27 protein-coding genes are annotated in these 26,874 nt (G+C 59.3%); 15 read left to right on the top strand and 12 right to left on the bottom strand.

Annotated features, from left to right (window positions below):
• Positions 1–3: 3 nt before the first annotated feature.
• The 3 genes from QUE75_RS02795 to argH form a co-directional block, all read right to left on the bottom strand.
• The gene (locus tag QUE75_RS02795) at positions 4–609 is read right to left on the bottom strand and encodes a DUF2931 family protein (RefSeq protein ID WP_318036579.1); all 606 of its coding nucleotides are present in this window, start codon (positions 607–609) and stop codon (positions 4–6) included.
• Entirely contained in the window at positions 606–2,693 is a 2,088-nt protein-coding gene (locus QUE75_RS02790) for a T6SS phospholipase effector Tle1-like catalytic domain-containing protein (RefSeq protein WP_286253480.1), read from the bottom strand. Before QUE75_RS02790 ends, QUE75_RS02795 begins: the two co-directional genes overlap by 4 nt.
• 150 nt (positions 2,694–2,843) lie before the next feature.
• The gene (gene argH, locus QUE75_RS02785; RefSeq protein ID WP_106694422.1) at positions 2,844–4,259 is read right to left on the bottom strand and encodes an argininosuccinate lyase; all 1,416 of its coding nucleotides are present in this window, start codon (positions 4,257–4,259) and stop codon (positions 2,844–2,846) included.
• A 59-nt stretch (positions 4,260–4,318) separates the two neighbouring features.
• On the opposite strand from argH, the gene QUE75_RS02780 reads away from it, so the two are divergent.
• The 6 genes from QUE75_RS02780 to QUE75_RS02755 all read left to right on the top strand — a co-directional run bounded on the left by QUE75_RS02780 (position 4,319) and on the right by QUE75_RS02755 (position 10,377).
• On the top strand, positions 4,319–5,407 hold the full coding sequence (locus tag QUE75_RS02780; RefSeq protein ID WP_396631684.1) for a sensor histidine kinase: 1,089 nt from the start codon (positions 4,319–4,321) through the stop codon (positions 5,405–5,407).
• A 30-nt stretch (positions 5,408–5,437) separates the two neighbouring features.
• Positions 5,438–6,193 carry a LytR/AlgR family response regulator transcription factor gene (locus QUE75_RS02775; protein WP_061332519.1) on the top strand — a complete coding sequence of 252 codons (756 nt, stop codon included), beginning with the start codon at positions 5,438–5,440 and terminating at the stop codon, positions 6,191–6,193.
• A gap of 85 nt (positions 6,194–6,278) precedes the next feature.
• Positions 6,279–7,220, top strand: coding sequence for a hydroxymethylbilane synthase (hemC, locus tag QUE75_RS02770; RefSeq protein ID WP_061332518.1), 942 nt, complete (start codon positions 6,279–6,281; stop codon positions 7,218–7,220).
• Positions 7,201–8,040 carry a uroporphyrinogen-III synthase gene (locus QUE75_RS02765; protein WP_286253474.1) on the top strand — a complete coding sequence of 280 codons (840 nt, stop codon included), beginning with the start codon at positions 7,201–7,203 and terminating at the stop codon, positions 8,038–8,040. Before hemC ends, QUE75_RS02765 begins: the two co-directional genes overlap by 20 nt.
• Positions 8,027–9,139, top strand: a complete 1,113-nt coding sequence (locus QUE75_RS02760; protein ID WP_286253472.1) for a uroporphyrinogen-III C-methyltransferase — start codon at positions 8,027–8,029, stop codon at positions 9,137–9,139. Before QUE75_RS02765 ends, QUE75_RS02760 begins: the two co-directional genes overlap by 14 nt.
• The gene (locus QUE75_RS02755) at positions 9,136–10,377 is read left to right on the top strand and encodes a heme biosynthesis HemY N-terminal domain-containing protein (protein ID WP_061332516.1); all 1,242 of its coding nucleotides are present in this window, start codon (positions 9,136–9,138) and stop codon (positions 10,375–10,377) included. Before QUE75_RS02760 ends, QUE75_RS02755 begins: the two co-directional genes overlap by 4 nt.
• Before the next feature lie 61 nt (positions 10,378–10,438).
• Here QUE75_RS02755 and QUE75_RS02750 read toward each other — a convergent pair whose 3' ends face one another.
• From QUE75_RS02750 to rho, 3 genes are all read right to left on the bottom strand, one after another.
• Positions 10,439–11,431, bottom strand: a complete 993-nt coding sequence (locus QUE75_RS02750; RefSeq protein ID WP_286253469.1) for a 2Fe-2S iron-sulfur cluster-binding protein — start codon at positions 11,429–11,431, stop codon at positions 10,439–10,441.
• Between the two features lie 13 nt (positions 11,432–11,444).
• Positions 11,445–12,932 carry a 4-hydroxy-3-polyprenylbenzoate decarboxylase gene (gene ubiD / locus QUE75_RS02745; protein WP_061332514.1) on the bottom strand — a complete coding sequence of 496 codons (1,488 nt, stop codon included), beginning with the start codon at positions 12,930–12,932 and terminating at the stop codon, positions 11,445–11,447.
• Between the two features lie 222 nt (positions 12,933–13,154).
• Positions 13,155–14,417 (bottom strand): transcription termination factor Rho, encoded by a 1,263-nt coding sequence (gene rho, locus QUE75_RS02740; protein WP_058091947.1) that lies wholly within the window; start codon positions 14,415–14,417, stop codon positions 13,155–13,157.
• A 367-nt stretch (positions 14,418–14,784) separates the two neighbouring features.
• Between rho and moaB the strand changes: the two genes are divergently transcribed.
• The 4 genes from moaB to QUE75_RS02720 are packed head-to-tail and all read left to right on the top strand — an operon-like array spanning position 14,785 to position 17,295.
• A complete protein-coding gene (gene moaB, locus QUE75_RS02735; protein WP_061332513.1) occupies positions 14,785–15,357 on the top strand; it encodes a molybdenum cofactor biosynthesis protein B in 573 nt (190 codons plus the stop codon).
• Between the two features lie 12 nt (positions 15,358–15,369).
• Positions 15,370–16,584 carry a molybdopterin molybdotransferase MoeA gene (locus QUE75_RS02730; protein ID WP_286253465.1) on the top strand — a complete coding sequence of 405 codons (1,215 nt, stop codon included), beginning with the start codon at positions 15,370–15,372 and terminating at the stop codon, positions 16,582–16,584.
• 2 nt (positions 16,585–16,586) lie between these two features.
• A complete protein-coding gene (gene moaD, locus QUE75_RS02725; RefSeq protein WP_286253462.1) occupies positions 16,587–16,847 on the top strand; it encodes a molybdopterin converting factor subunit 1 in 261 nt (86 codons plus the stop codon).
• 1 nt (position 16,848) lies between these two features.
• Positions 16,849–17,295 (top strand): molybdenum cofactor biosynthesis protein MoaE, encoded by a 447-nt coding sequence (locus tag QUE75_RS02720; protein ID WP_286253460.1) that lies wholly within the window; start codon positions 16,849–16,851, stop codon positions 17,293–17,295.
• Positions 17,296–17,389: 94 nt separating this feature from the next.
• Here the strand turns inward: QUE75_RS02720 and trxA are convergent, their stop codons facing one another.
• Positions 17,390–17,716, bottom strand: a complete 327-nt coding sequence (trxA, locus tag QUE75_RS02715) for a thioredoxin TrxA (protein ID WP_011784020.1) — start codon at positions 17,714–17,716, stop codon at positions 17,390–17,392.
• 285 nt (positions 17,717–18,001) lie between these two features.
• Here trxA and ppx point away from each other — a divergent pair, with 285 nt between their 5' ends.
• On the top strand, positions 18,002–19,528 hold the full coding sequence (gene ppx / locus QUE75_RS02710) for an exopolyphosphatase (RefSeq protein WP_286253450.1): 1,527 nt from the start codon (positions 18,002–18,004) through the stop codon (positions 19,526–19,528).
• Between the two features lies 1 nt (position 19,529).
• On the opposite strand, the gene QUE75_RS02705 is transcribed toward ppx, so the two are convergent.
• Positions 19,530–21,476, bottom strand: a complete 1,947-nt coding sequence (locus tag QUE75_RS02705) for an ATP-binding cassette domain-containing protein (RefSeq protein WP_286253448.1) — start codon at positions 21,474–21,476, stop codon at positions 19,530–19,532.
• Positions 21,477–21,520: 44 nt separating this feature from the next.
• Here QUE75_RS02705 and QUE75_RS02700 point away from each other — a divergent pair, with 44 nt between their 5' ends.
• The 3 genes from QUE75_RS02700 to QUE75_RS02690 all read left to right on the top strand — a co-directional run bounded on the left by QUE75_RS02700 (position 21,521) and on the right by QUE75_RS02690 (position 23,271).
• Positions 21,521–22,054 (top strand): DUF2390 domain-containing protein, encoded by a 534-nt coding sequence (locus QUE75_RS02700; RefSeq protein WP_286253446.1) that lies wholly within the window; start codon positions 21,521–21,523, stop codon positions 22,052–22,054.
• Positions 22,051–22,434 (top strand): hypothetical protein, encoded by a 384-nt coding sequence (locus QUE75_RS02695; RefSeq protein ID WP_072678671.1) that lies wholly within the window; start codon positions 22,051–22,053, stop codon positions 22,432–22,434. The genes QUE75_RS02700 and QUE75_RS02695 overlap by 4 nt, the downstream gene beginning before the upstream one ends.
• Positions 22,435–22,557: 123 nt before the next feature.
• Complete coding sequence (locus QUE75_RS02690) at positions 22,558–23,271, top strand: FKBP-type peptidyl-prolyl cis-trans isomerase (RefSeq protein ID WP_286253435.1); 714 nt, start codon at positions 22,558–22,560, stop codon at positions 23,269–23,271.
• A gap of 70 nt (positions 23,272–23,341) precedes the next feature.
• On the opposite strand, the gene rsd is transcribed toward QUE75_RS02690, so the two are convergent.
• Positions 23,342–23,821, bottom strand: coding sequence for a sigma D regulator (rsd, locus tag QUE75_RS02685; protein WP_286253434.1), 480 nt, complete (start codon positions 23,819–23,821; stop codon positions 23,342–23,344).
• A gap of 105 nt (positions 23,822–23,926) precedes the next feature.
• Complete coding sequence (locus QUE75_RS02680; RefSeq protein WP_138436841.1) at positions 23,927–24,433, bottom strand: disulfide bond formation protein B; 507 nt, start codon at positions 24,431–24,433, stop codon at positions 23,927–23,929.
• Between the two features lie 67 nt (positions 24,434–24,500).
• Between QUE75_RS02680 and QUE75_RS02675 the strand changes: the two genes are divergently transcribed.
• A complete protein-coding gene (locus QUE75_RS02675) occupies positions 24,501–24,926 on the top strand; it encodes a flagellar basal body-associated FliL family protein (RefSeq protein WP_286253432.1) in 426 nt (141 codons plus the stop codon).
• 1 nt (position 24,927) lies between these two features.
• Here the strand turns inward: QUE75_RS02675 and rmf are convergent, their stop codons facing one another.
• Both rmf and gshA read right to left on the bottom strand, forming a co-directional pair.
• Positions 24,928–25,140: a ribosome modulation factor gene (rmf, locus tag QUE75_RS02670; protein WP_058091935.1), complete on the bottom strand. Its 213-nt coding sequence runs from the start codon at positions 25,138–25,140 to the stop codon at positions 24,928–24,930.
• 113 nt (positions 25,141–25,253) lie between these two features.
• Positions 25,254–26,810 (bottom strand): glutamate--cysteine ligase, encoded by a 1,557-nt coding sequence (gshA, locus tag QUE75_RS02665; protein WP_286253431.1) that lies wholly within the window; start codon positions 26,808–26,810, stop codon positions 25,254–25,256.
• Positions 26,811–26,874: the final 64 nt, after the last annotated feature.

Raw genomic sequence — 26,874 nt, 5'->3', positions numbered from 1 at the left:
TGCCTACCAGCCCTCCATCGGGATGCCATGTTCCCTGAGGTAATCACCGTTACGTTCGAGATAGCCTTTTGTGCGTTCCGTGAATCGGGAGGGGGCGCCCGGCACCTCCGTGGCCTGCATGCGCATCACCTCAATCTCATTGCCAATCTGGTTCGAAATCCACACCACCACGGTGCCGCCGGGGGCCAGGCCAATGGTCATGGTATCCCGGGGGCCTGAGCGCACATCAACCTGCGTGACATAGGTGGCCGGCTCCCGCATTCGGTCTAGCAGGTCTTCCGGCACCTGAATGATCTTGGTGTAATATCTCTGCTCCGCAAAGGAAAACCAGTTGACCAGAATCAGTTCCGGGAAGGGGGCAACTCTAGCCCCAGCTCCAGTTGGACCATGGGGCCCCTTCCAGCAGCACCCCACGGTGCCGATGGGCTGACGCCAGCTCCGCTCGCCCGACTTCTCCAGAAACATATCGGTCACCCACACTTCGTAGTGCTTGGGGGCGGCTATGTCGATGTACCAGTTTATGTCGTCTGCCTTAGACCACGCTGAACACCCGCTGCCCAACAGGGCGATGGCCACGATGCCCATGGCCAGAATTCTCTGAATCATCATTCGCCCTCTGTCTGTGGATAAGCCAGGCGCTCCCCGGAGAGCCCCGGTGCGTGGGGATGCAACCCCTCTAACTTCGCAGGTGTTCCCGCCACCAGGGTTTCGATGCCGTTGTAGTGAGCGGAGTAATGGATATAGCGCTGGAGCAACAGGTGCTCGTGTTCAGTGGTCAGTGAGGGGGCGTCGTTCCCTTGCTCAACCTGTTCCAGTATTTGCTGCAGGATAGGTTCAAGCTCATCCTGTATCGACACGGTCTCATCAGTGGGATCAACTTCTCTCAGTGGCACTTCCTGCTCTACCGCCAATCGGTGCATCAACCGAAGAGGCACCCTTGAGTAGTCACCCCGCACCTGGCGCAGCATCCGCAACACCAGCTCCACCCGGCCATCCGGTGCCGGGTGGTCATAGCGCCGGGTAACAATTTCCAGCCGGGCTGGTCCTTCCGAGCCCAGGTCTTTCGGCCAGGCCTGCAATTGTTCGGATTGCCGTACCGGCAGGTTGTCGGGGCCAATCCAGCCTGCGGCCTCTACCTGTTGCCGTTTGGCCTCCAGGTTGTCCCACTGCAGGGTTTTGTCCGGCCAGCGCAGCCGGTCGCGAGGTATCGGCAACCTGGGGCTTAACAGCACGTCCTCTCGTTGGCTGTCACCGTAACCACCGCCAATATCGGAATGAACGCCCGGCAAGGAGATTTCCCGGAAGTTGGCCGGCAAGCTGCCGTCGCGGCTTTGCAGACTGTTCAGAGCAAAGTTCCTGCGGTGCTCATGTGCGGCAGTCAGGTGCACCGCATGGTCCACCTTGTCCGGATCCAGGTAAAGCTTCACCGGGTGATTGCGGCTGTTATGGGCCAATAAATCGCCGGCGGCCGGGTTAACAATGGCGGCCACGGAGTCGAACAGCCCCACGAAACGAATCTCTACCATCTCCGGCCAGAGGATACCGCTGTCAGCCAGTATCCGGGCCAGCAGACCGTTCTCCCCCTGATTAATCTCATGCGCAGCGTGGCGGGCCGCCGCCGCACCCCGGCTGAAACCAAATAGATCAATGGTCAACCGCTCAATGGGTTTATTCCTCTGATCAGTGGAGACCGTTTGCAGGATTCTTTTCACCTCTCGGGTCAGTCTGGTGAATGCTCCTGTCACCTGTGCGATAACGCCCGCCTCCCCCATGCCGGTGGCTGCGCTGTACAACACATCATCACCACCGGTCTTGGTGCCCGCCCCAGGGGCGTAAATTTTTCGCCAATAGGTAATGATGCCCTTATCCTCTTTTTTCTCTTCAACGTACAAATCCCATAACTTAGCCACATTGCTGGGGGCATTGGCATAACTGTCACCCAACATCAGGCCCATCCGCCGCTCACACTCTTCACGGCTAATGGTGTTGCCCTCATAGGGAATCAGGCATTCCTGCTCCAGCTGCTCACCAAAAGCATGGGTATTGGCCGCATTGTTCATGGTGCCGTCGGTAAACAGGCCAACTTCCAGATGAATCTTGGGAGAAGGTTCCCGGGAGGAGTCCTCCTTGGCGCCTTCGGACATCAGAACGGGAGCCACCAACGCGGAAGCCCCTAAGGGCAGGCTCAGCCGGTGGTCATCTTCGCTGCCCTGAGCCGCCTGCTCCTGACGCTGACACTGCCGGTAGTGCGTCGAGAACATATTCACTTCCAGCGCCCCCACCCCCCAGGGGTCGGATTGGCGCAACTGATCGGGGGTCACGCCGCATTCGTTCAGTTGCGCCACCGCGCTCTCAATCGCAGAAGATGTGTATATCCAGCTATCATTTACCCGCCACCGCCCCCCGGCAGGCGAGCTGTTGTCTGGCTGCCAGGTCACCATGGGGGAGAAGGGGCCATCCCAGCCTTCACAGACCAACATCAGCTCACCGTCTTTCACTGCCCGGTGGACAGTCTCGGCTATGTTGCCTCGGTCACGGTAGTGGTGCCTGAATAACGAGTGCATGTTTGAACGAACATGGTTGTTCTCTTTAACCAGGCGCCTGGCCTTATCGGCGGCGAAAAAGGGGGTTTCAACGAGGGGAAGATCACAGGCTCTCAGCTCCGAGGGCCTGACCAGTTTCATGAAGCTCATCGTCAGCATTCCTTGTTGACGGTAGAAGACGGGTAAAAATGAATCGGCAATCCTAGCCGATATTTCATGTTTATGACAAAACCGCACTTTACGGTTTTGTCATAACTTTTCTACACCGTTCAGTTCAGTCCATGACACACTCCATGGACTCTACACCAGCGTTAGCCCCTTCCGGGCGCGGGCCACCGCCGCACGCACCTGGTTCGGTGCGGTGCCGCCCAGGTGATCACGGGCCTGCACGGAGCCTTCCAGGGTCAGCACGTCAAACACATCCTCACCAATTACGTCGGAGAACTGCTGCAGTTCTTCCAGGGTCATCTCGGACAGATCACGGCTTTCGGCCACACCAAAAGCCACGGATTTGCCGACGATTTCGTGGGCATCCCGGAAAGGCACGCCTTTCTTGACCAGGTAGTCGGCCAGATCGGTGGCGGTAGAGAAGCCCCGCTTGGCTGCTACCCGCATGTTATCGGCCTTGGCTTCGATCGCCGGAATCATGTCGGCGTAGGCCTTCAGGCAGCCCTTGATGGTATCGACGGTGTCGAACAGCGGCTCTTTGTCTTCCTGATTGTCCTTGTTGTAGGCCAGCGGCTGGCTCTTCATCAGGGTCAGCAGACTGATCAGGTGACCATTGACCCGGCCGGTCTTGCCGCGCACCAGCTCCGGCACATCCGGGTTCTTCTTCTGGGGCATGATGGAGGACCCGGTGCAGAAGCGGTCCGGCAGGTCGATGAAATCAAACTGGGCCGAAGTCCACAGCACCAGCTCTTCACTGAACCGGGACAGGTGGGTCATCAGCAGCGCGGCAAAGCTGCAGAATTCGATGGCGAAGTCCCGGTCAGACACCGAATCCAGGCTGTTTTCAGTCGGCCGGTCAAAGCCCAGCAGTTCGGCGGTCAGATTGCGGTCAATCGGGTAAGTGGTGCCGGCCAGGGCAGCAGCACCCAGAGGCATCACGTTCACCCGCTTGCGGCAATCCTGCAGACGATCGGCATCACGCACCAACATTTCGTACCAGGCCAGCAAATGGTGGCCAAAGGTAACCGGCTGGGCGGTCTGCAGGTGGGTGAAGCCGGGCATAATGGTGTCCGCTTCACGCTCGGCCAGATCCAGCAGGCCAGCCTGCAGGCGGGCCAGTTCCTCGGCAATCACGTCGATTTCGTCCCGCAGGTACAGGCGGATGTCGGTGGCTACCTGGTCGTTACGGCTGCGGCCGGTGTGCAGCTTTTTACCGGTAATGCCGATGCGGTCGGTCAGCCGGGCTTCGATGTTCATGTGCACGTCTTCAAGGCTGACAGACCATTCGAATCGGCCGGCCTCGATGTCTTCCTTCACGCCTTTCAGACCATCAATAATCTGGTCTCGCTCAGCGTCAGTGAGCACACCCACTTGAGCCAGCATGGTGGCATGGGCGATGGAGCCGGTAATATCATGGTGATACAGGCGCTGGTCAAAACCGACCGACGCAGTGAAGCGCTCAACAAAGGCGTCTGTGGGCTCGCTGAAGCGGCCACCCCAGGGTTTTTCGGAGGATGTGGTCTGGTCAGACTTTTTCTGATCCGTCATGGTCTATCTTTCCTGCTGACAGCCCGGCATCATCACGCCGGCAATGGATAAGTGAAAATTTGCCGCAGTATAGCATTCTGACCACGGTTAAGGAGACTCCCCTGGTAACCGACAAAGGCATCAACAAGAAGGACTCCACCGACTTCTACGTTCCCGATCTTTGCCGGGTGCGGGCGGTGTTCCTGCTGCTGGTCACCAGTGAGCTTTTTGTCCTGGTGTTGTCTATCGTGCAGGCCGAGCGCGGCTGGATAGACTGGAACTACTTCGGCTTGCTGTCCCTGTTCGTACAGTGGACCACCCTCACCAGTGCCGCACTGATCTGCCTGCTGCGGCCATGGCTGGCGCAAATGAGCGTCGCCCGCGCCACCCTCGCCATTGTGGTCATTGTGCTGCTGGATGTGCTGGCTTTCAGCCTGTTTGCCGACAACGTATTGCACCCGCAGCCGGGGGTTGCCCTGTGGCAGGGCATTGCCAAGAAACTGTTGGTGGCGCTGCTGATCGTGCTGATGGTGTTACGCTACTTTTACCTGCAGGACCAGTGGCAACAACAGCGAGAGGCCGAAATGCAGGCCCGGCTGACGTCGCTGCAGGCCAGGATCCAGCCCCATTTCCTGTTTAACAGCATGAACACCATTGCCAGCCTGATTGCCAGCAATCCGGAACAGGCAGAAGAGGCGGTGCTGGATCTGTCCGAGCTGTTCCGGGCCAGCCTGCGCACCGATGATCAACTGGTACCACTCAGCCGTGAACTGGAGCTGTGCCAACGCTATCTGGCCATTGAAGCCCTGCGCCTGGGAGACCGGTTAAAGCTGGACTGGGACATACAGCCGGGCCTCGAGCAACAGGCCATTCCTCCGCTGACCTTGCAACCGCTGGTAGAGAACGCCATCTACCACGGCATTCAGCCCAGACCCGAAGGCGGCACAGTGCGGATCGAAGTGTACGGCAAAGGCCATTTTGTATACTTGATGGTCCAGAACCCGAAACCGGAGTCCAGCAACCGCCAGCACCAGGGCAACCAGGTGGCCCTTGTTAACATCCAGGCCAGGCTCCAGGCTTTGTTCGGCGAGCCAGCGGTTCTTAAACACAGCCATCAACACAACATCTACACAGTTACCCTCAGGCTGCCCGCAAGGACAGCAAGCTGACAAAACAGACCAGGCGACCGCAGGAGCACCATGAACCAACAACCGCAGCGCATTCTGATCGCAGACGACGAACCCCTGGCCCGGCAGCGCATTCAGCGCCTGGTGGAAGAACTGCCGGAATACCGGGTGTGCGGTGAAGCGAGCGATGGCAATGACGCCCTGCGCAAGGTGGCCGAGCTGGAACCGGATATCCTGCTGATGGACATTCGCATGCCGGGCATGGACGGCATGGAAGCGGCGCACCAGCTGAGCCAGCTCAGCAACCCGCCGGCGGTTATTTTCTGTACAGCCTACGACCACTATGCCATCCAGGCGTTCGAGGTTCGCGCCATCGCCTACCTGCTCAAACCGGTGCGACGGGAGGCTCTGGCAGACGCCTTGGCTCGGGCGGGAAAGGTCAACCGGGTTCAGCTCCAGGCCTTGACCCACAACAGCGACCTGACCACCGAACAGGTTGCCGTGCGCACCCACCGGGGAACAGAACTGATTGATCTTACAGACATCCGCTACTGCGAAGCGGACCAGAAATACGTCACCCTGCACCACAGCCGGGGTGAAACGGTCTGTGATTACACCCTGAAAGAACTGGAGCAGGCGTATCCGGAAAAACTGTTACGCATTCATCGGCATACCCTGGTCGGCGTGCGTTTCATCCAGGCCCTGCGGCGCAACAGCGATGGTCAGAGTATGCTGGCACTGAACGACTCAGACACCCTGCTACCGGTCAGCCGCCGCCATGCCAGCCATGTCAGGCAGTGGTTGCAGGAGCACCAACCCTCCCCCTGACGGGGTACAGGGCCGTCTACGGCGGGACTTTTTCACTGCCACAAGGTAACCTTGGGGCACATTTTTTCCTACGACTGTGAGTGCCATGTCAACACGAACCCTTCGCATTGCAACCCGCAGCAGCGCCCTGGCGTTGTGGCAGGCGGAATTCATCAAATCCGAACTGGAAAGGCTGCACGATCACATCACCGTGGAGCTGGTGAAGATCAAAACCCAGGGCGACAAGATTCTGGACGTGCCCCTGGCCAAGATTGGTGGCAAGGGGCTGTTTGTGAAGGAGCTGGAAGAAGCCATGCTGGACGGCCGGGCCGACCTTGCGGTGCATTCCATGAAAGACGTGCCCATGGAATTCCCGGAGGGCCTTGGCCTGGTGGCTATCTGTGAGCGGGAAGACCCGACCGATGCGTTTATCAGCAATCAGTACGATCATCTGGACCAACTGCCCCAGGGTGCCGTGGTTGGCACCTCAAGTCTGCGCCGCGAAACCCAGCTCAGGGCCAACCGCCCGGACCTGGAAATCAAGATGCTGCGAGGCAACGTCAACACCCGATTGGCCAAGCTGGATGCCGGCGAATACGACGCCATTGTTCTGGCCAGCTCCGGCCTCAAGCGCCTGGGCTTCCACGACCGGATACGCTACTGCATGCCGGATACTGTCTCGCTTCCGGCCGTTGGCCAGGGCGCGCTGGGTATTGAATGCCGCCTTGATGACAGCGAGCTGCGGGCATTGCTGGCACCACTGAATCACGACGATACTTCTGACCGGGTGAAAGCAGAAAGGGCCCTGAACCGGCGCCTCGAAGGGGGTTGCCAGGTTCCCATTGCCGCCTATGCCCTGCTGGAAGACGACAACACATTGTGGCTGCGCGGGCTGGTGGGCGCTGTCGACGGCACCGAGATTTTTCGGGTAGAAGGCCGCGCGCCCCGCGCCGAAGGCGAACGCCTGGGCCGTGAACTGGCGGAGCAGCTGCTGGCTATGGGTGCTGACAAGGTACTGGCTGAGATCTATGGCCACACCCCAAGCTGATCGGAATAGCCAGGCCCTGCCCTTGCAGGGCCGGCGCGTACTGATTTGCCGGCCAGAACCCGAGGCAAGCCGCCTGGCACAGGCTTTTCAGGCCGCCGGCGCCGAAGTTCGCCGGATGCCCCTGATGGCCAGGGAGCCGCTGCCTGCAACACCAGAGCGCCGGTCGACCCTTCAGGATCTGGACCACTTCGCTCACATCATTGCCGTCAGCCCCTACGCCGCCAGCGTGCTGCTTGATGAGATCGATCACTGGTGGCCCCAGGTGCCCATGGGCATCCAGTGGTATGGCGTGGGTGCCGGCACCGCCGCGGTTTTCGCCCACCACGGTCTGAGCCCGAACAAGCCAGACAATGGCTGGACCAGTGAAGCCCTGCTGGCCCTACCGGGATTGCAGAATCTAAACCACGAAAAAGTGCTACTGGCACGGGGAGAAGACGGCCGCGAGCTGATCCGACAGACCCTGGAGCAACGAGGTGCCCGTGTAACGGTTCTGCCGCTGTACCGACGCTTCCGGCCGTACTATGCTGCCAACGACTTAGAAGACAATTTCGCTGGGTTCCGGCCGGAGGTGATTATTGCGCTTTCCGGTGAAACCCTGAACAATCTGGTAGAGGCCAGCAGCGCGTTCCTGGCGACCCTGAACAATGCGCTGCTGGTGGTTCCAGCGGAACGAGTCTCGGAGCAGGCCCGCAAGGCCGGCTTCAGGAACGTACTGGTTCCGGATGGCCTGGCTGATCAGGATCTGGTGACCAGTGTGGCTTCCTGGTTGACGCAGGAGGCCGGTGACAACGGTAAACCAAGTAAGGATGCCCGTGACTGAAACAACAAAGCAACTGCCCGCTCCGGTTAATCCGGCCAATCCCGCCCGCGTGCGCCTGTGGCCAGTATGGCTGATTGCCATTCTCGCGCTGATTATTGCCCTGGCTCTGGCGCTCTGGAACTGGCAACAATGGCAAACCCACCAAACCACCATGCTGGTGATCCAGGAATTGCGCCAGGATACGGCACAACTGGAAGACCGTTATGGCAGCCGTGGCAGCGAGCAGAGCCAGCGCCTTCAGTCACTGGAAAATAACCTTTCAGCGCAGCGCGAGCTGATCGCCACCCAGCAGCGACAGATTGACCACAACGCCCGGGAACTGCTTGAGGCCGGGAATCGTACCCGTACCGACTGGCTGCTGGCCGAGGCAGAATACCTGCTGCGCATCGCCAACCAGCGTCTGTTGATTGAGAAAGATATCCGGGGCGCCCTGTCTGCCCTGGAATCCGCGGATGAGGTTCTGCTGGAATCCGATGACATCGGGGTTTACCCGGTTCGCCAGCAACTGGCCCGGGAAATTCTGTCACTGCGGGGCATCCAGGGCGTCGACCGCACCGGATTGTACCTGAAACTGGAAGCGGCCATTGCCAGCATTCACGACCTGACCGACCAGGCCCTGATTCACGATCAGGCCCCCGGCTTCCAGATGACCGAAGACCCGAATGCCCCGACCGATGGCCGCAATATGTTTGTGCGGGGCTGGAATCGTTTCCTCGATACCCTCAAGCAGGTGGTCGTGGTCCGTCGCCTGGACGAACCGGTCAAACCCCTGTTGTCGCCGGACCAGAGCGCCTGGGCTCGCCTTAACCTTCAGTTGATGCTGGAAGAGGCGGAGATGGCCGTGCTTCGGGGCAACCAGCCTTTGTATGAACGGGCCCTGAACAAGGCCATCACCACCGTCAATGACTGGTACGACGCCACCAATCCGGCCATCCAGGGATTGGCCGATACGCTGACGGAACTGGCAGACCGCAATGTGGACCCCACCCTGCCGGATATCAGCCAGTCCCTCGGCTTGCTGAAAGAGCGGCTGGCCGGTCGGCTGGCGACCGGTAATGATGATGCTCCCGAAACCGAACGCGGGGGCAATGGCTCATGATCCGGCTTCTGCTGCTCCTGCTGGTCGCGCTGCTGGTTGGCACCGCATTATCCCTGGGGCTGACCTACGATCTTGGCTATATTCGCATCAGCCTGGGCCATTATCTGATTGAAACCAATTTCTGGGTGGGCCTCGGGCTGATCATTCTGCTGGTGGTATTGGCGGTTTCTCTGATCAATACCTTCAGGCACCTGCGCCACGGCACCGGGATGGTGGCCGGCTGGGTATCCCGGGGCAACGAACGCCGGGCCCGGCGCCGCACCACCCAGGGCCTGCTGGCACTAGCCGAGGGCAACTGGCCACGGGCCCGCAAGCTGCTGGCCACCTCGGCAGACAAAGCCGACACACCGCTGATCAACTACCTTGCTGCCGCCCAGGCGGCCTTTGAAACCGGTGACCACGAAGCGGTGGATGAGCTGTTGCGCAAAGCCTATGACAGCACCCCTGGCTCCAGCATGGCGGTAGGGCTGACCCAGGCCCAGCTGCAACTGGCAGGCAATCGGCTGGAGCAAGCCCTGGCCACCCTGCTGCGCCTTCGCAAGGAGTCGCCCCATCATCCGTTTGTGCTGAAGCTCCTGAAGAACACTTACCTGCGCCTGGAAGACTGGCGTGAGCTGTCCCGCTTGATACCGGAGCTTCGCAAGCGGGATGTATTGCCGGGCAAAGAGCTGGACGAGCTTGAACGGCAGGTATGGCATAACCTGCTGGAAAGGGCCGCAGAAGACACCCAGAAGCTGCGCAAAGACAACCCGGAGGCGTCTCTGGAACCGCTGACCCGGCTATGGGACGAGCTGCCCGGCTTTGTGCGCCGGGACGAATACACCATCCGGGATTACGCCAGCCTGCTGGCCAGGCTGGGTGACGAAGCCCAGGCCGAAACCCTGTTGCGCAAGGTACTGAGAAACCACTGGAGCGATGAGCTCATCAACCTGTATGGGCGGGTAAAGGGCAACCAGCCCGAAGAGCAACTGCTGATTGCCGAACAGTGGCTGAAAGACCGTCCCAATAATGCGGAGCTGCTACTGGCCCTGGGCCGCCTCAGCCTGCGTAACGAGCTCTGGGGCAAGGCAAAAGAGTATTTCCAGACCAGCCTGCACCTGCGCCGTAGCCGGGAAACCCTGGCCGAGTTAAGCCGGCTGAATGCTCACATGGGCGAAGAGGAAGCCAGTATCAAGCTGCTGATGCAGGGCCTGGAAAGCGATAACAGCCTGCCAGACCTGCCCATGCCAAGGGCCTGACACTGGAACCAAAAAGGCCGGATGGTTACCATCCGGCCTTTTTGGTTCACCATGGCGGCGTTCAATCCCGCGGAGCGTATTCCAACACATCCGAAAAGAACGCCTGCTTTGGTAACCCTTCAGCCATCAGCGCATCCATCAGGGTGTAGACCATGGCTGGCGAGCCACTGGCATGCACTTCCACATTTTGCCAGTCTGCCCCGGATGCCAGCACGGCACCCACCAACTGATCGTGATGGCCACCCCAATCGTTGTCCTCGTCGTCACCGACCACCGGGAAGAAGCTGAACGGTGGCCAGTCGTCATGCCATTGCTGGGCCAGCGACCGCAGGTACATATCCTCGTGCTTGCGCACCCCCCAGTACAACTTGACCGGGTGCTGGAACCGGGTTTCCTGCAGGAATTCGCACAGGCTTTTCATCTGTGCAAAACCGGTGCCTGCCGCCACCATCAGCACCGGTTTGTCCGGCGCGGCAGCCAGGCACGCCTTGCCGTGAGGCAACTCCACGGTAACATCCTGCCCTGAGGTCAGGGTATCAATCACCTTCTGGGCAGACACCCAGTCTGGCGAGGCCTGGATGTGCAACTCGATATTGGCGGCCGACGGACTGCTGGCAATTGAAAAATAGCAGGGCTCGGCACCTGGAAGGTTCACCGACAGGTACTGGCCGGCGTGAAAAGCCACCTCGCGGCGCTTCGGCAACTGCAATTCAACCCGATACACATCGTGACTGATGGAGCGCACATCCACCACTTTTGCCAGGTATTGCCGGGGTTGATGATTTCCTGATGCCATAACGGCGGGTATCTCCAGTTTCAGGTCAGTCAGCGCCAAAGTTCGACACATCATTAAACGCTCACCAACCGTGATTAGTTTCTGATTACGGGTATTCAGGGCCTGACCGGACACCAGCCGGGCCTCACAGATTTCACAAACGCCATTTCTGCAGGCGGCCGGCACCTGAATCCCGGATTCAGCAGCGGCCAGCAGCAAGTCCGTATCGTCTGCCACCTGAAAACTCAGGCCGGATGGCTTAAGCCGAATCCGATGCATCCGGCTGCTCCTGTCAATCGGGGCGGGCGGCGGGAATTTCAATGCCGAGGCTGTCCCACAGGTCGTCCACCCGCTGCTTGACCTCATCGGTCATGGTGATCGCGGTGCCCCACTCCCGATCGGTCTCACCGGGCCATTTGTTGGTGGCATCAAGGCCCATTTTTGAACCCAGGCCAGACACCGGCGAGGCGAAGTCGAGATAGTCGATCGGTGTATTCTCCACCATCGTGGTGTCCCGAACCGGGTCCATCCGAGTGGTCATGGCCCAGATCACATCTTCCCAGCTGCGGGCATTCACATCGTCATCGGTGACAATCACGAACTTGGTGTACATAAACTGCCGCAGGAACGACCATACGCCCATCATCACCCGTTTGGCATGGCCCGGGTACTGTTTTTTCATGGTAACGATGGCCAGCCGATAGGAGCAGCCTTCCGGAGGCAGGTAGAAATCCACAATCTCCGGAAACTGCTTCTGCAGGATCGGAATAAACACTTCGTTCAACGCCACCCCGAGCACCGCCGGCTCATCGGGCGGGCGACCGGTGTAGGTGCTGTGGTAAATCGGGTCACGGCGGTGCGTGATTCGCTCCACGGTGAACACCGGGAAATGGTCCACCTCGTTGTAATAACCGGTATGGTCGCCGAAGGGGCCCTCCGGAGCCATGTCGTCCGGGTAGATAAACCCTTCCAGCACGATCTCGGCGCTGGCCGGTACCTGCAAATCACTCAGGCCAGCCTTGACCAGCTCGGTACGGGCACCCCGTAACAACCCGGCGAAGGCGTACTCGGACAACGAATCCGGCACCGGGGTAACAGCGCCGAGAATGGTTGCCGGGTCCGCGCCCAGGGCCACCGCCACCGGATAGGGTTTGTCCGGGTTGGCCCGGCGGAATTCCTGATAGTCCAACGCCCCGCCCCGATGGCTGAGCCAGCGCATGATTAACCGGTTGCGACCAATCACCTGCTGCCGATAGATTCCCAGGTTCTGGCGCTCTTTATTGGGCCCACGGGTGATTACCAGCGGCCAGGTTACCAACGGGCCGGCGTCACCGGGCCAGCAGTGCTGTACCGGAATCTGGTACAGGTCGACCTGGTCCTTGTCGATCACTACGTCCTGGCAGGGCGCCGAGCGGAGCACTTTCGGGCTCATGCGCATCACCTGTTTGAAGATCGGCAGTTTTTCGATGGCATCCCTGAAGCCCTTGGGGGGATCCGGCTCTTTCAGGAACGCCAGCAGTTTGCCAACCTCCCGCAATGCCGCCACGTCTTCCTGCCCCATCCCCAGCGCCACCCGTTTGGGAGTGCCAAACAGGTTGGCCAACACGGGCATGTCGTAGCCTTTCGGGTTTTCAAACAACAACGCCGGCCCACCGGCCCGCAGTGTGCGGTCGCAGATTTCGGTCATTTCCAGGTGGGGGTCGACTTCTACGCTGATGCGTTTCAGCTCACCCAGCTTTTCCAGCTGGCTGATGAAGTCTCTGAGGTCGCTGTATTTCATGGTGTGCTCCGTTTCTGGTCTACGGTACTACGGAGTTTGGGCTTAACCGGACTGCCCTGTATTTAGCCTTTTCATTTTTTAGTTCGGAGTTTGAACAAGGCCGGGAGAGGGAGTCAAAACGGAAAACGGTGGTTTTCCTGATGGTTTTGACTCCCTCTCCCGGCCTTGTTCTTTGAACTTTGGGGGGGACGCCCCAAGATCAGACGCGCATAGAAACCAGTATCAACGACGCTTCATGGACTGGAAGAACTCGTCGTTGGTCTTGGTGTCACGCAGTTTGTCGAGCAGGAACTCCAGTGCACCGGTGTCGTCGTCCATGGAGTGCAGCAGCTTGCGCAGAATCCACACGCGCTGGATGTCTGCCTCGCTCATCAGCAGGTCTTCACGGCGGGTGCCGGAGCGACGGATGTTGATGGCCGGGTAGACACGCTTCTCGGCAATCTTGCGGTCCAGGTGCACTTCCATGTTACCGGTGCCCTTGAACTCCTCGTAGATAACCTCGTCCATCTTGGAACCGGTATCCACCAGCGCGGTCGCCAGGATGGTCAGGCTGCCGCCCTCTTCCACATTCCGGGCCGCACCGAAGAAGCGTTTGGGCTTTTCCAGGGCATGGGCGTCAACACCACCGGTGAGCACCTTGCCGGAAGACGGAATCACCGTATTGTAGGCGCGGGCCAGGCGGGTGATGGAGTCCAGCAGGATGATGACATCTTTCTTGTGCTCGACCAGGCGCTTGGCCTTTTCGATCACCATTTCCGCTACCTGCACGTGACGGGCCGGCGGCTCATCGAAGGTGGAGGCTACAACCTCGCCGCGCACGGTGCGCTGCATTTCAGTCACTTCTTCCGGGCGCTCGTCAATCAGCAGCACCATCAGGTGACATTCCGGGTTGTTGCGGGCGATGGACTGGGCGATGCCCTGCATCAGCAGCGTTTTACCAGCCTTGGGCGGGGACACAATCAGGCCACGCTGGCCTTTACCGATCGGGGCTACCAGGTCGAGTACCCGAGACGAAAGGTCTTCGGTACTGCCGTTGCCCACTTCCAGGGTCAATCGCTCCTGGGGGAACAACGGGGTCAGGTTTTCAAACAGAATCTTGTTGCGGGCGTTGTCCGGCTTGTCGAAGTTAATCTCGTTAACTTTCAGCAGGGCGAAGTAACGCTCACCATCCTTGGGAGGACGAATTTTACCGGAGACGGTATCGCCGGTACGCAGGTTGAAACGGCGAATCTGGCTGGGGGAAACATAGATATCGTCCGGGCCGGCCAGGTAGGAGGCGTCGCCGGAGCGAAGGAAGCCGAAACCGTCCTGCAGAATTTCCAGTACGCCGTCGCCGTAGATGTCTTCGCCGCTCTTGGCGTGTTTCTTCAGGATGGTGAAGATAACATCCTGTTTGCGCGAGCGAGCCAGGTTGTCCAGGCCCATTTCTTGCGCGATATCGAGCAATTCGGGCACAGATTTCTGCTTGAGTTCAGTAAGATTCATAATTTGTAGGATTGTCAGGAATGGAAGTAAACGACTGTTGGAATGACAGGGGTGCCCCTGAACGCATTGATCAAAAAAGCTGAAACATGGTGCTGGCTAGATGGAGCAACCGGTGCAGATGGAAGCCGGATTTGTTTGCTGAAGCCAGAGAGTGGGAACAACCGTTCGCCGGGCAAGCCGCATAATCGACCACCTTGAAGGCGTCTGTCAAGACCTCTGCCCAAAATTAAGTCAGTTTCATGATCTTCCGCCACCGGCACACCTCCCTCTGATGGGTTACTCCCTTCCCATCTGCGGCCCGTATACGGATACTGACACTAGTATTACTGATGAACGCATCTCGAATGCAGTAGAGCGGAGCCAAGCCATGAGCACTGAGCTTACGAATGAACTCAAACCTCTGAACATTGCTATTTTGACCGTATCTGACACACGGGGTTTCGAGCAGGACACCTCCGGGCAGTTCCTCGAAGACAGCGTGATTGAGGCCGGCCACCGACTGGTGTCTCGCCGGATACTTCCGGACGACGTTTACCTGATACGCGCTATTATTTCACAATGGATTGCGGACCAGGACGTTCAGGCGGTCATCATAACCGGCGGCACCGGCTTTCATGAACGAGACAGCACACCGGAAGCGGTCAAGCCCCTGCTGGACAAGGTCATTGAGGGTTTCGGCGAGGAATTTCGCCGGTTATCGGCGCTGGAGATCCGTTCTTCCACGATTCAGTCCCGGTCATTCGGTGGCATGGCCAACAACACCGTTATTTTCTGCCTGCCGGGTTCAACCGGTGCCTGCAGGACTGGCTGGGAAGGCATTCTGAAAGACCAGCTGGACAGCCGGCACGGCCCCTGCAACTATTCCGGACTGGTCATGCGCAAGCCAGAGCGTGCTTTCAGCCGGCTTCAGGAAGTCATTGGCAACCGCGCAGAAAAATAACCGGGAGGTACCATGGCAGGCTCTGACCTGATCTCTGTTGACGACGCTCTCAACTACATATTGAGTCGCGCCACCGCTGTCACACAATCCCAGGCGGTGCCGCTCAGCGAGTGTTTGGGGCGGGTCCTGGCCGAGAACCAGTATGTGCCGGCGGACGTTCCCCCGGCTGACAACAGCGCCGTGGATGGCTATGCGGTGTACCACTCAGACGTCGCACCCGGGCGGGCGCTGGTGGTCTCTGACCGGGTGCCGGCGGGCACGGCCCCCAAACCACTGGCGCCCGGTACCGCTGTGCGAATCTTCACCGGTTCAGAGATTCCGGAGGGCGCGAATGCGGTGGTGATGCAGGAGCGGGTGGAACGTACCGGTGACAACATCCTCATCATGGCCGAAGTCAGCGCCGGGCAGAACATTCGTCGTCGCGGACAGGACCTGACCCAGGGGGATCTGGCATTGCCCCGGGGCACCCTTATTCGCCCCCAGGAAATGGGCTTACTGGCCTCGATGGGCATCGCACAGGTGCCGGTACTGGACCGGTTGCGGGTGGCCATCCTGAGCACCGGCGATGAACTGGTACAACCCGGCGAGCCGCTTGCCCCCGGCCAGATTTACAACAGCAATCGCTACACCCTGCTCGGGATGCTGGCACAGGCGGGATGTGAGGCTATCCTCTGCGAGACCGTTCGGGATACTCGCGACGGCACCCGCCAGGCACTGCAAGAGGCGGCAAGAAAAGCCGACCTGATTATCACCAGTGGCGGCGTGTCGGTGGGCGAAGAAGACCACGTGCGCGCAGTGCTCGAGGAGTCCGGCCGACTGTCTTTGTGGCGGATGGCCATCAAGCCTGGCAAACCTTTGGCGTTCGGCAGCATTGACGACACGCCGGTGCTTGGGCTGCCCGGCAACCCGGCCTCTGTGTTGATTTCCTTTATGGTCATCGTGATGCCCTACATTCGCAAACGCCAGGGGCGACCCGACGCGCTGCCGATCGGGGAATGCCTGCCCGCAGACTTCACCACCCATTCACCATCCATCCGACGGGAGTTTGTGCGCGCCCGCAAGACAGGCAACGGGGCCACCGCTTCCGTGTCCGCTGCCCCGAACCAGAGCTCCGGCGTGCTGAGTGCCGCTTGCTGGAGCTCCGGCCTGGCGGTGGTGCCGGAAAACAGCACCATCAATGTTGGTGACCCGGTGATGTATTACTCATACCCTGAACTGATGAGCTGATCATGACTGACCAGAACCTGACTGTTCGCTTTTTCGCACGGCTTCGCGAGGAGCTTGATACCGAGAGCCTTGAGTTGCCGGCAACCCCGGGCCAAACCGTTGGGGGCCTGTTGTCGGAACTGGCCGCCCGGGGCGGCCCCTGGGCCCAGCTGCAGGGCGAGCAGCCGGTCATGGCGGCCGTCAACCAGGCCATGGCCAAACCTTCAACGCCGGTCATGCCGGGCGATGAAGTGGCCTTCTTTCCACCGGTGACCGGAGGTTGAAATGATCTCTATCCAGACGGAAGATTTCGATGTCGGCGCGGAATACGAGGCGCTGCGCGCCTCCGGTTCCGGCACTGGTGCGGTGGCGACCTTTTCCGGGCTGGTGCGGGACTCCGGGGACCTGTCCGGGGTGACTGGACTGTTCCTGGAGCATTATCCGGGCATGACGGAACAGGTGATTCAGGGATTGATTGACTCCGCCTCCCAGCGCTGGGATGTACGCAAGGCGAGGGTGATTCATCGGGTCGGGCGGCTGGCGCTGTCGGATCAGATCGTGTTTGTCGGTGTGTGCAGTGCTCACCGGGGGGATGCGTTTGCAGCCTGCGAATTCATCATGGACGCCCTGAAAACGTCAGCCCCGTTCTGGAAAAAGGAAATCACCGGAGACACCGAACACTGGGTTGAGCAAAAAGACTCGGACCTGGACCGCTCCAAGGCCTGGAAATAAAGCTCACCTTGCGACTGGCGGCCAGTGAGGGTGATTGAGGCACAAAAAAACCGCCCGTGAACCATGTTCAGGGGCGGCTTTCTTCAACAGCGGATCAGAGGTTGCTGTCGAGGAAGGCGGCGAGTTGTGACTTGGACAAAGCGCCAACTTTGGTGGCGTCCACGTTGCCGTTCTTGAACAGCATGAGGGTCGGGATACCACGGATGTTGAACTTGGGCGGGGTCTGTTCGTTTTCGTCGATGTTGAGCTTGCAGACCTTGAGCTTGCCGTCGTATTCGTCGGCGATTTCTTCCAGAACCGGGGCAATCATCTTGCACGGGCCGCACCACTCAGCCCAGTAGTCAACCAGTACCGGGACGTCGGACTTCAGTACGTCCTGTTCGAAAGAAGCGTCGGTGACATTAACGATATTTCCGCTCATTACCTTTTCCTGATTCAGGCGCTCCGGGGCCTGTAACGCAGCCGCGTCGGAGTCGCTGTTGACTGTAGCAGGCTCTACAAACCGTCATCGGAATGTCGCCTGCCCGGATTTCGTTAGACGAATACTTTACGCGATTGCCGGCCTCAATGTGAAGCGAGATCTGTTTCCGTCGGCGACGATCCGCATCCGTATTCACCGCAGACCGTTACTGACAGCGCACCGCGCTTTCTTTTATAGTACGGCCATTGTATCGACAAGTTCACACCATACAGGACGCCAACCCACGTGACGGCCGCATCCCCTGCCGAGAACACCGCCCCCTCCCCGGACATGCTGGCAGCCATTGATATGGGCTCCAACAGCTTCCATATGGTCGTGGCCAGGCTGGTCCATGGTGAAATTCGCACGGTCGAAAAGATGGGCGAGAAAGTCCAGCTTGGCGCTGGGCTGGACCCCTATAACCGGCTGACAGAAGAAGCCCAGCAAAGGGCTCTGGAATGTCTCAGCCGGTTTGCCCAGCGCCTGCAGGGCATGCCTGCCGAGGGCGTTCAGATTGTCGGTACCAACGCTTTGAGAGTGGCCCGCAACGCCCCCGAGTTCATTGCCCGGGCAGAAGAGGTCCTCGGTTACCCGGTTGAGATCATCGCGGGACGGGAAGAAGCCCGCCTGATCTACCTTGGCGTTTCCCACACCCTGGCCGATGACGAAGGTAAGCGACTGGTCATCGATATTGGCGGCGGCAGCACCGAATTCATTATCGGCCAGCGATTTGAGCCCCAGGAGCTGGAAAGCCTGCATATGGGCTGTGTGTCGTTTCGCAATCGCTATTTCCCGGACGGCAAAATTACCCGGCGGCAGATGGACAAAGCGATCACTCACGCCGAACAGGAGCTCCTGAACATCCGCCAGCACTACCGCTCGGTTGGCTGGCAGAGTGCCGTCGGTTCCTCAGGATCCATCAAGGCGATCTGCAGTGTGCTGGCCAACCTGAAGATCACCGATGGCACCCTCACCCGTGACGCAATGGAAGAGCTGCGTAAACGGCTTGTCGACATGGGCAGGGTCGAAAAACTGGCAGACCTGGGCGTGCGCCAGGACCGGCAAAGCATTTTCCCGGCCGGGTTTGCCATCCTGCTGGCGGCGTTCCGATCACTGAATATTCAAGCGATGACCTTCGCTGATGGCGCGCTGCGGGAGGGGCTGCTGTACGACATCGTAGGCCGTATCCAGCACGAGGATGTACGGGAGCGCACCATTGCCGCGCTGCAGGAGCGCTACCATGTGGACCAGGCTCACGGCGCTGCCGTTGAGCAAACGGCTATTGCTGCATGGCAGCAAGTGGCCGATCAATGGGGCCTGCATACGTCAGCGGACGAGGATGTACTGCGCTGGGCCTGCCGGCTGCACGAGATTGGTCTGACCATCTCCCACAGCCAGTACCACAAACATGGCGCTTATCTGCTGCGTTATTCCGACTTGCCCGGGTTTACCCAGCAGTTTCAAAAAGATCTGGCCACCCTGGTGCGTGGCCATCGACGGAAATTCTCCTCCACCGTGTTCGAGGGCATAGAGCCGGAAGACAAGCCGCGCCTGCGCTACCTGTGCGTTTTGCTAAGGCTGGCCGTGCTAATCCAACACCCCAGGAATCTGGAGCAGCCACCCGAATTCGTCCTCCATGGCCATGAAAACAAGCTGGTGGTGGAGTTTCCGGAAGGCTGGCTGGATAACCGGCCACTGACCCTGGCAGACTTGGAGAACGAGCGGGATTACCTGTCCAAACAGGATTTCACCCTGGAAATCGGCACCCGGTAAACTATCCAGCCAGTTCGGCCTCCAGATTTTCCAGCGTTTCGCTGACCTCCAGCCATTCGGCCTCGGCCTCCTCCAGGGCCCGCTTGAGTTCGGTCTGCTCCGCCAGCAGCGCCTTCAGGCGTACTTTCCCGCTGTCTTCGTACACCGCAGGGTCGCCCAGAGAAGCTTCCACGCCTGCCAATTGCTGCTGCAGCTGATCCATCCGAGCTTCCAGAGATACCTGTTTTTTCCGCCACGGGCTCAGCTTCTGGCGAAGTTCCGCCTCCTGGCGTTTTCTGGCCTTGCGCTCTTCGGCCGTCAATGCCTGGGCACTGCCCGCCTTCTTTTCAGCCTCTGAATCTTCAGCTACCTGGCGTTTGGGGGGCTCGTCCTCATCCTTCCTGCGGTCTGCCAGCCAGCGTTCATAGTCTTCCAGGTCGCCGTCGTATTCCTGGACTGTGCCATCCGACACCAGCCAGAACTCGTCTACGGTATTGCGTAACAGGTGCCGATCATGGGACACCACCACAATGGCACCATCAAAATTCTGCAATGCCATGGTCAGGGCCTGGCGCATCTCCAGGTCCAGGTGGTTGGTGGGCTCATCCAGCAATAGCAGGTTGGGTTTCTGCCAGGCGATCACCGCCAGGGCGACCCGGGCTTTCTCACCCCCGGAGAACGAGCGAATTGGGCTCAGGGCCTCATCGCCATGGAAATCAAAGCCGCCCAGAAAGTTCCGCACCGATTGCTCGGACGCACGGGGCGACAACCGCTGCAAATGCAGGAACGGGCTGGCATCCAGATCCAGGGCTTCCAGCTGGTGCTGGGCAAAATACCCGGTGGCCAGGTGCTCGCCACAGGTACGCTCACCCGACAGAAGGGTACCGGTGCCCCGCAGGGCATCCATAAAGGTTGATTTGCCCGCACCGTTGGGGCCGAGCAAACCAATGCGCGAGCCGGGCAATAAGGTGACGTTGATATTATTCAGGATAGCCGTCTGGCCATGGCCGGCCACACCGTTGCGAATGGACAACAACGGGTTGGACACCTTGTCCGCCATCGGAAATTCAAAGGTGAAGGGCGAATCCACATGGGCTGGCGCGATTCGTTCCATGCGCTCCAGGGCCTTGACCCGGCTCTGGGCTTGGCGGGCCTTGGTAGCCTTGGCCTTGAAGCGGTCAATGAATCGCTGAATCTCGGCAATACGGGCCTGCTGGCGCTCGTAATTGGATTGTTGCTGGGCCAGGCGCTCGCTGCGCTGCACTTCAAACGCCGAGTAGTTGCCGGTGTAGAGTTCCAGCTTTTTGTTATCAAAGTGCACCAGGTGTGTGGCCACCCGATCCATGAAATCCCGATCATGGGAGATAAATAGAAGGGTGCCAGGATATCGACGAAGCCAGTTCTCAAGCCACAGACAGGCGTCCAGGTCCAGGTGGTTGGTGGGCTCATCCAGCAACAGGAGGTCTGATGGCCTCATCAGGGCCTGGGCCAGATTCAGACGAATACGCCAGCCCCCTGAAAACGCCGATACTGGCCGGCCGACATCGCTGTCGGCAAACCCCAACCCACGCAGCAACGAGTCGGCTCTTCTCGGCGCAGACCAGGCTTCGTGTACATCCAGCTCGCCGTGCAGGCGGGCAATGGCGTGATGATCATCCCGGGCTTCCGCATCGGCCAGCTCACGCTCCATACGGCGCAATTCAAAGTCGCCATCCAGGACAAAGTCCCGTGCAGATCGCTGGCTGGCCTCAACCTCCTGCGCCATATGGGCTATACGGCAGCCCCCTGGCAGCGACACACTGCCCTGCTCCGGCGCCAGATGGCCCAGTAAGAGCTGGAACAGGCTGGATTTTCCGGCACCATTAGCGCCAACAATCGCTACCCTCTGGCCGGGCTGCACCGTCAGGCTGACGTTTTCTAGCAACCAGACGCCGCCTCGTTGTAAACTGAGATCGGTTATCGTTAACATAGACTGTCTTTATCCATGGATTTCAGCCAGGGAAGCGCCCTGCCATGACCGTTCCGCAGACAGAATCATTGAATCTGCCCGCAACAATGGAACCGGATAATCCCCTGTGGCGTTATGCACTGGCCTGCTGGCAAAACCCGGAGCTGGCCGAGGCCTGCCTGACGTTGCAGGCCTGTGACTGGAGCGTTACCCGAATTCTCTGTGCCGGCTGGTTGGGGGTGAACGGGCACCTGTTCACTGGCGTTGAGGACGCTAAGGTAACAGAGTGGCGATCCCGTGTAACCGGCAGCATTCGTTCGGCCAGAAAATCCATTCCCCGGCATCATATTGGTTGTCGTGATCTCCGGGAAGCGCTGGCACGGGCCGAACTACAGGCCGAGCAAACCGAACTTGCCCTGGCCTGGCACACACTGACACCCAGGTACCCGGAGACTGGCAACATGCACAATCGCAAAGCCGCCATCCAGCAAAACCTATTGGCTGCAGCACCGCGTCGGGAAGCAGACACCCGGGGCCCCATATCACTGGACACGCTGGCAGGCCTCCTGGAGACTGCGGCAGGAGAACTCCGGCCATGATGATGAAATGGCTTATTCGGCTATCGTTTCCGGCTCTTGGCCTGCTGTTGTTGCTGATTTTCTTTGGCCTGGGGGACCCAGGCAAGGTATCGGAGTCTGCGGCTGAGGAGAAACCCGAGGCCATCCCTTCGTTCGAAGGCCTGCTACCGGCCCCCATTCCCACCGAGGGCCCGGAGATTGTCTTCAAATGGCAGGACACCGAGGGGAACTGGCACTACGCCGACCAGCCACCGGCCCAGGGCCCCTGGAACGCTCTGGCCATTGAACGTCCGGGCAAGAACCTGCATAACGAACGCCGGGCCGACAATGACAACGACTGGCGCTCGCCCTACCGAGCCCCTTTTTCCCTGGCTCCATCGCCCGGGGATAACGGCACCTGACGCCAACGGCATCACACTGTTACCACAGTTTCAGTGGCATCCTGCGGCTGAACCCGTTACCTTTCCTGTTTGCCAAATCCAAGTGGGCCGTCTGGCCCTGTTACACGCGCAAAGGATACCCGTATGAAGAAAACCCTGTTAGCTATCGCCATGACCGGCCTGGTTGCCGGCTGCTCTACCGCCCAGGATTCCGCAAAGGACCCCGCTCTGGACACGACGCCGGAGAAAGTCAGCTACGGCATGGGCCTGGTGCTTGGTGAGCGCATGAGCAATGACCTGCCTGACCTGCAAATGGATCAGTTCCTGCAGGGCATCCAGCACGGCCACGCCGGTGACGAGGAGACCAAGCGCCTGACCCGGGAGCAAATTCAGGAAGCACTGATGGCCTATCAGGAGGAGCTTCAGAGCCAACAGGAACAGCAATACAACGAACTGGCCAGCCAGAACCTGGAAGCCGGCGAAGCCTTCCTGGCCCAGAACGCTGAACGGGATGGTGTGGAAACCACCGAGTCTGGCCTGCAATATGAGGTCATCGAGGAAGGCGACGGCAACAACCCGACAGCTTCAGACCGTGTACAGGTACACTACACCGGTGAGCTGATCAATGGCGATGTGTTCGACAGCTCCCGTGATCGTGGCCAACCGGTTACCTTTGGCCTTAGCCAGGTAATTCCGGGCTGGACCGAAGGCCTGCAACTGATGAGCGAAGGCGCCCGCTACAAGCTCTACATTCCTGCCGATCTGGCCTACGGCCCGGGTGGCAATCAGGCGATCGGGCCCAACGAAACCCTGATTTTTGATGTGGAACTGCTGGCAGTGAACCCTCAAGGCGAATAACACCGGGCAATAAAAAAACGGCCTGAACATTCAGGCCGTTTTTTTGGAAGACTCTGTTGGCTGCCCGGAATCAGGCTGAGGCCATTTTTCCAGCGTGGGCGTTATGCAGATGCTCGATCAGGAAGTCTTCCATCTCGAAGCGGCTTTCCAGCACTTCACCCAGCTTGGACAACTCTGAGAACAGCTCTCTGACGTCGCCTTCGGTCAGCAGTCGACCATCAACGCGATCATTGAAATTGAGAGCCACACCGGTCGTCTGCTCAATCCGGGGATAGACCTTTGCCACCAACTCCAGGCCGCCATCGTTGAACTCACGGGCTTCCTGGATCAACTGTTCGTAGACTTCGAAGTGCCCGGCAGACACATAATCGACCAGCACCTCACAGAGGCGGACAAACTTGTCTCGCAGCATCTCGGTCTGGGAAAAATCGGTCTCGGTCGACAGATCGCAGTAGCGCACCAACAGCTCCTGGCGCTCTTTCAGCCAACGGTCGATCAGCTCGCTGACTCCGCCCCAACGCTCCCTGGCGTTTCTGCAGTTCTCCAACATGACGTCTGTCTCCCCTCAGTCAGTCTGCCTGATAAATGGCCGTTCACTTGATTGTCGTCATGACTGAATCAAGTTACCCCAAGGCCATGGTGGCCCGCAACCGTTTCAGCCCTGCAACCAGTTTTTCGGCCGGTATCGGCGGAACATCATCACCAGGCCAACCAGCACCAACAAGCTGAAGAACACGGCTGTCCAGCCAGGAATGCTCAACCCGAGAAAGCGCCAGACCACCTCGGCGCAATCACCGGTACCTTTCAGGGCCGTCTGCAGCACCTCAAACCAGGGCAACACCTCAAGCATGTAGTCCACGGACGGGCCACAGGCGGGCACCTGATCCTCCGGCAGGCTTTGCAGCCACAGCTGCCGGCCAGCAATGCCCAGTCCGGTACCGGCGGTCAGCACCAGAAAAAAGCCATACACCCGGTTACCAAAACCGGTGGGGCCATGGAGAAACGCAATCAGGGCTACCAGCCCGGCGCCCATGAAACCAAAACGCTGCAACCAGCACAACGGACAAGGCTCCAGGCCCATGACGTGCTCCATGTAAAAGGCCACGGCCAACAGAGCTGCGCACAAAAGAAAAACGACGCCGAACACCCATCTGCTTGTCAAATCAACACCCCGGAATCATCATGTAAGCTGATGCTGCCAATCCTAACCCATGAAGAACATTGCGCCTATGACCTTTCACCGAAAATACGCCCTAACGCTGTTACTCGCTATCGCTTCCCTGATCGCCTGGCCGGCCATGTCGGAGGAGGAGCCGGAGGAACGGGGGGTAACCGACTACATCGCCATGGAGCCGGCATTTGTGACCCATGTGGGCGAACCCGGCAACAAGGTCATTTACCTGAAAGCGTCTGTAACCCTGCGGGCCTCGCAGGAGACGACAAGAGCTGCTGTAGAGGCCCATATGCCAAGATTACGGCACGAATTGGTAATGTTGTTCGGTGAACAGACCGACGTTGACCAGCTCACTACGCAACAGGGCCAGCAAGCGTTAAGAGGGGAAGCTGCACAGCGGATCAATGCCGCCCTGGAAGAACAGAAAACCGGTGAGCGCATCACCGGCGTGCTGTTTACGGAATTTGTGGTGCAACGGTAGGTCAGGCGATTCGGGAGAACAGGTCGTCGCTGGAGGGCTGCTCAGCAGCCACTTGGCCGGCATCATCCCAACCCGCTTCCCAGGCGGCGATGATCACCTCACCCCGATACGGGCATCGGTTTTTATCCATGCCCATGGAGCCCGCCATGTACCCCTGGCGATACGCCTTGTTGAGGGCTTCCACATCCCATCCGAGCTTGATATCTCTTGCCATGGCGCAGTCTCCTTACCTGTTGTAAACAAAAGTAACAGCAGGTAACGAAGCCGGCAAACCCTTCTGTGGTTTCTGTGCGTCACGTCCCTTTCGGGTTGTGACTCAACCACGGCTCACGAGCGCAGATACTCTTCCAGGAAGGTGGCAAACGGAAGTTTATCCGACTGTTCCTGGGCCTTCTGTTCGGCCAGGGATTCCCGCGACATGCGTTGGTAATCCGCCAGCACGTCCGGAGCCAGTGGTTCGCTTCTGAGGGTTTCCTGGTGCTGCCGGGACAACGCCAGCACCCAGTCCCGGTGACCAAGCCCGGAGGCTTCCATCGACGCCAGTACGCGGGCTGATGGCACAGACCATTCCTGCCCCTGCAACTTTTCACGCTGAGCAGCCAGGGCCGAACGGTAGGTCTCGTCCTTACCCCAGCTGTCCAGCAAATCCGCCAGCGGCTGCAAGCGATCCAGCAACTCACGGGCAGCATCACCCACCGGCACCCGCTGGCCACCCTGGCACACCCCCAGCTCCTGCCAGCGGCCTGATGCCACCACATCTTTATAGTTGTCATCCAGCCGCTGACATTCGTCATCTCCGATTCGGGGAGAGTCGGTCAGCAGGCAGTCAAGCAGGAACAGATCCAGAAAATCGATCTGCGCTCGGTTGACCCCTACCGGCGAGAATGGGTCCAGATCCAGACAACGTACCTCGATGTATTCAACTCCACGGGCATCCAGCGCCTGGATAGGCTTCTCAGCGCGCTCGGTGGTGCGTTTGGGACGAACGGCGCTGTAATACTCGTTCTCAATCTGCAACACGCTGGTGTTGATCTGGATAAACTCGTCGTTACGACGGGTGCCAATGGCTTCATAGGCAGGCCAATTGGTATGGATAGCCTGGTCCAGGGTACGGGTGTAAGTGTCCAGCTCGTTGAAACAGATGTTGAGGGAGGCCTGGGCATTGTTGTGGTAACCCAGATCACCCATCCTCAGCGACGTAGCGTGTTTGCCATACCAGGTTCGCTCGTCAAACCGGCTTAGGTCATGCTTCACGCCGGCAACGAAACTGGCGTCCAGGGCAGGTGATGCACCGAACAACAGCATTAACAGCCAGCTTCGGCGGCGGAAATTGCGGATCAACCAGAAATACTGGTCGGATTTGAAATCCTTCAGGGCATCCTGATTGCCGGTCAGTTGCTGCCACTTACGCCAGAAACTGTCGGGTAACGACAGGTTGTAGTGGGCCCCGGCAATACTCTGCATGATGCGACCGTAACGCACAGCCAAACCCTGCCGATAGACATGCTTGAGCTGGCCAATGTTGGAGCGGCCATACTCAGCGATGGGAATGCTCTGATCGCCATCAATCTCACAGGGCATACTGGCCGACCAGAACACTTCGTCACCGAGATTCTGCTGAACAAACCGGTGGGTGTCTCGCAGCGATGCCAGCATGGCCTCAGTGGAGCTGAAAACCGGGGTGATCAGCTCCAGCAGGGCTTCGGAATAATCGGTGGTAATCCGTGGATGGGTCAGGGCCGAGCCCAGCGCCTCCGGGTGCGGTGTCTGGGCAATGAAACCATTGGCATCCACGCGAAGGCCTTCTTTTTCGACCCCTTTGAGGAAACCGTCCCAATCGCTGGCCGCAAACTGGTGAAACAGGGAGTGGCGGGATTCAGCCATGGTGAGCTCCTGTTGGCGCGATTGCCCCCTCGTGAGGAGCAATCGCGTTGAATCGATAAGGTGA

Origin of the sequence: Marinobacter shengliensis (genome assembly GCF_030297115.1) — a bacterium.
Classification (GTDB): Bacteria; Pseudomonadota; Gammaproteobacteria; order Pseudomonadales; family Oleiphilaceae; genus Marinobacter; species Marinobacter shengliensis.
The sequence above is the reverse complement of the archived record's forward strand: the minus strand, read 5'-3'. Positions and strand labels throughout refer to the sequence as shown.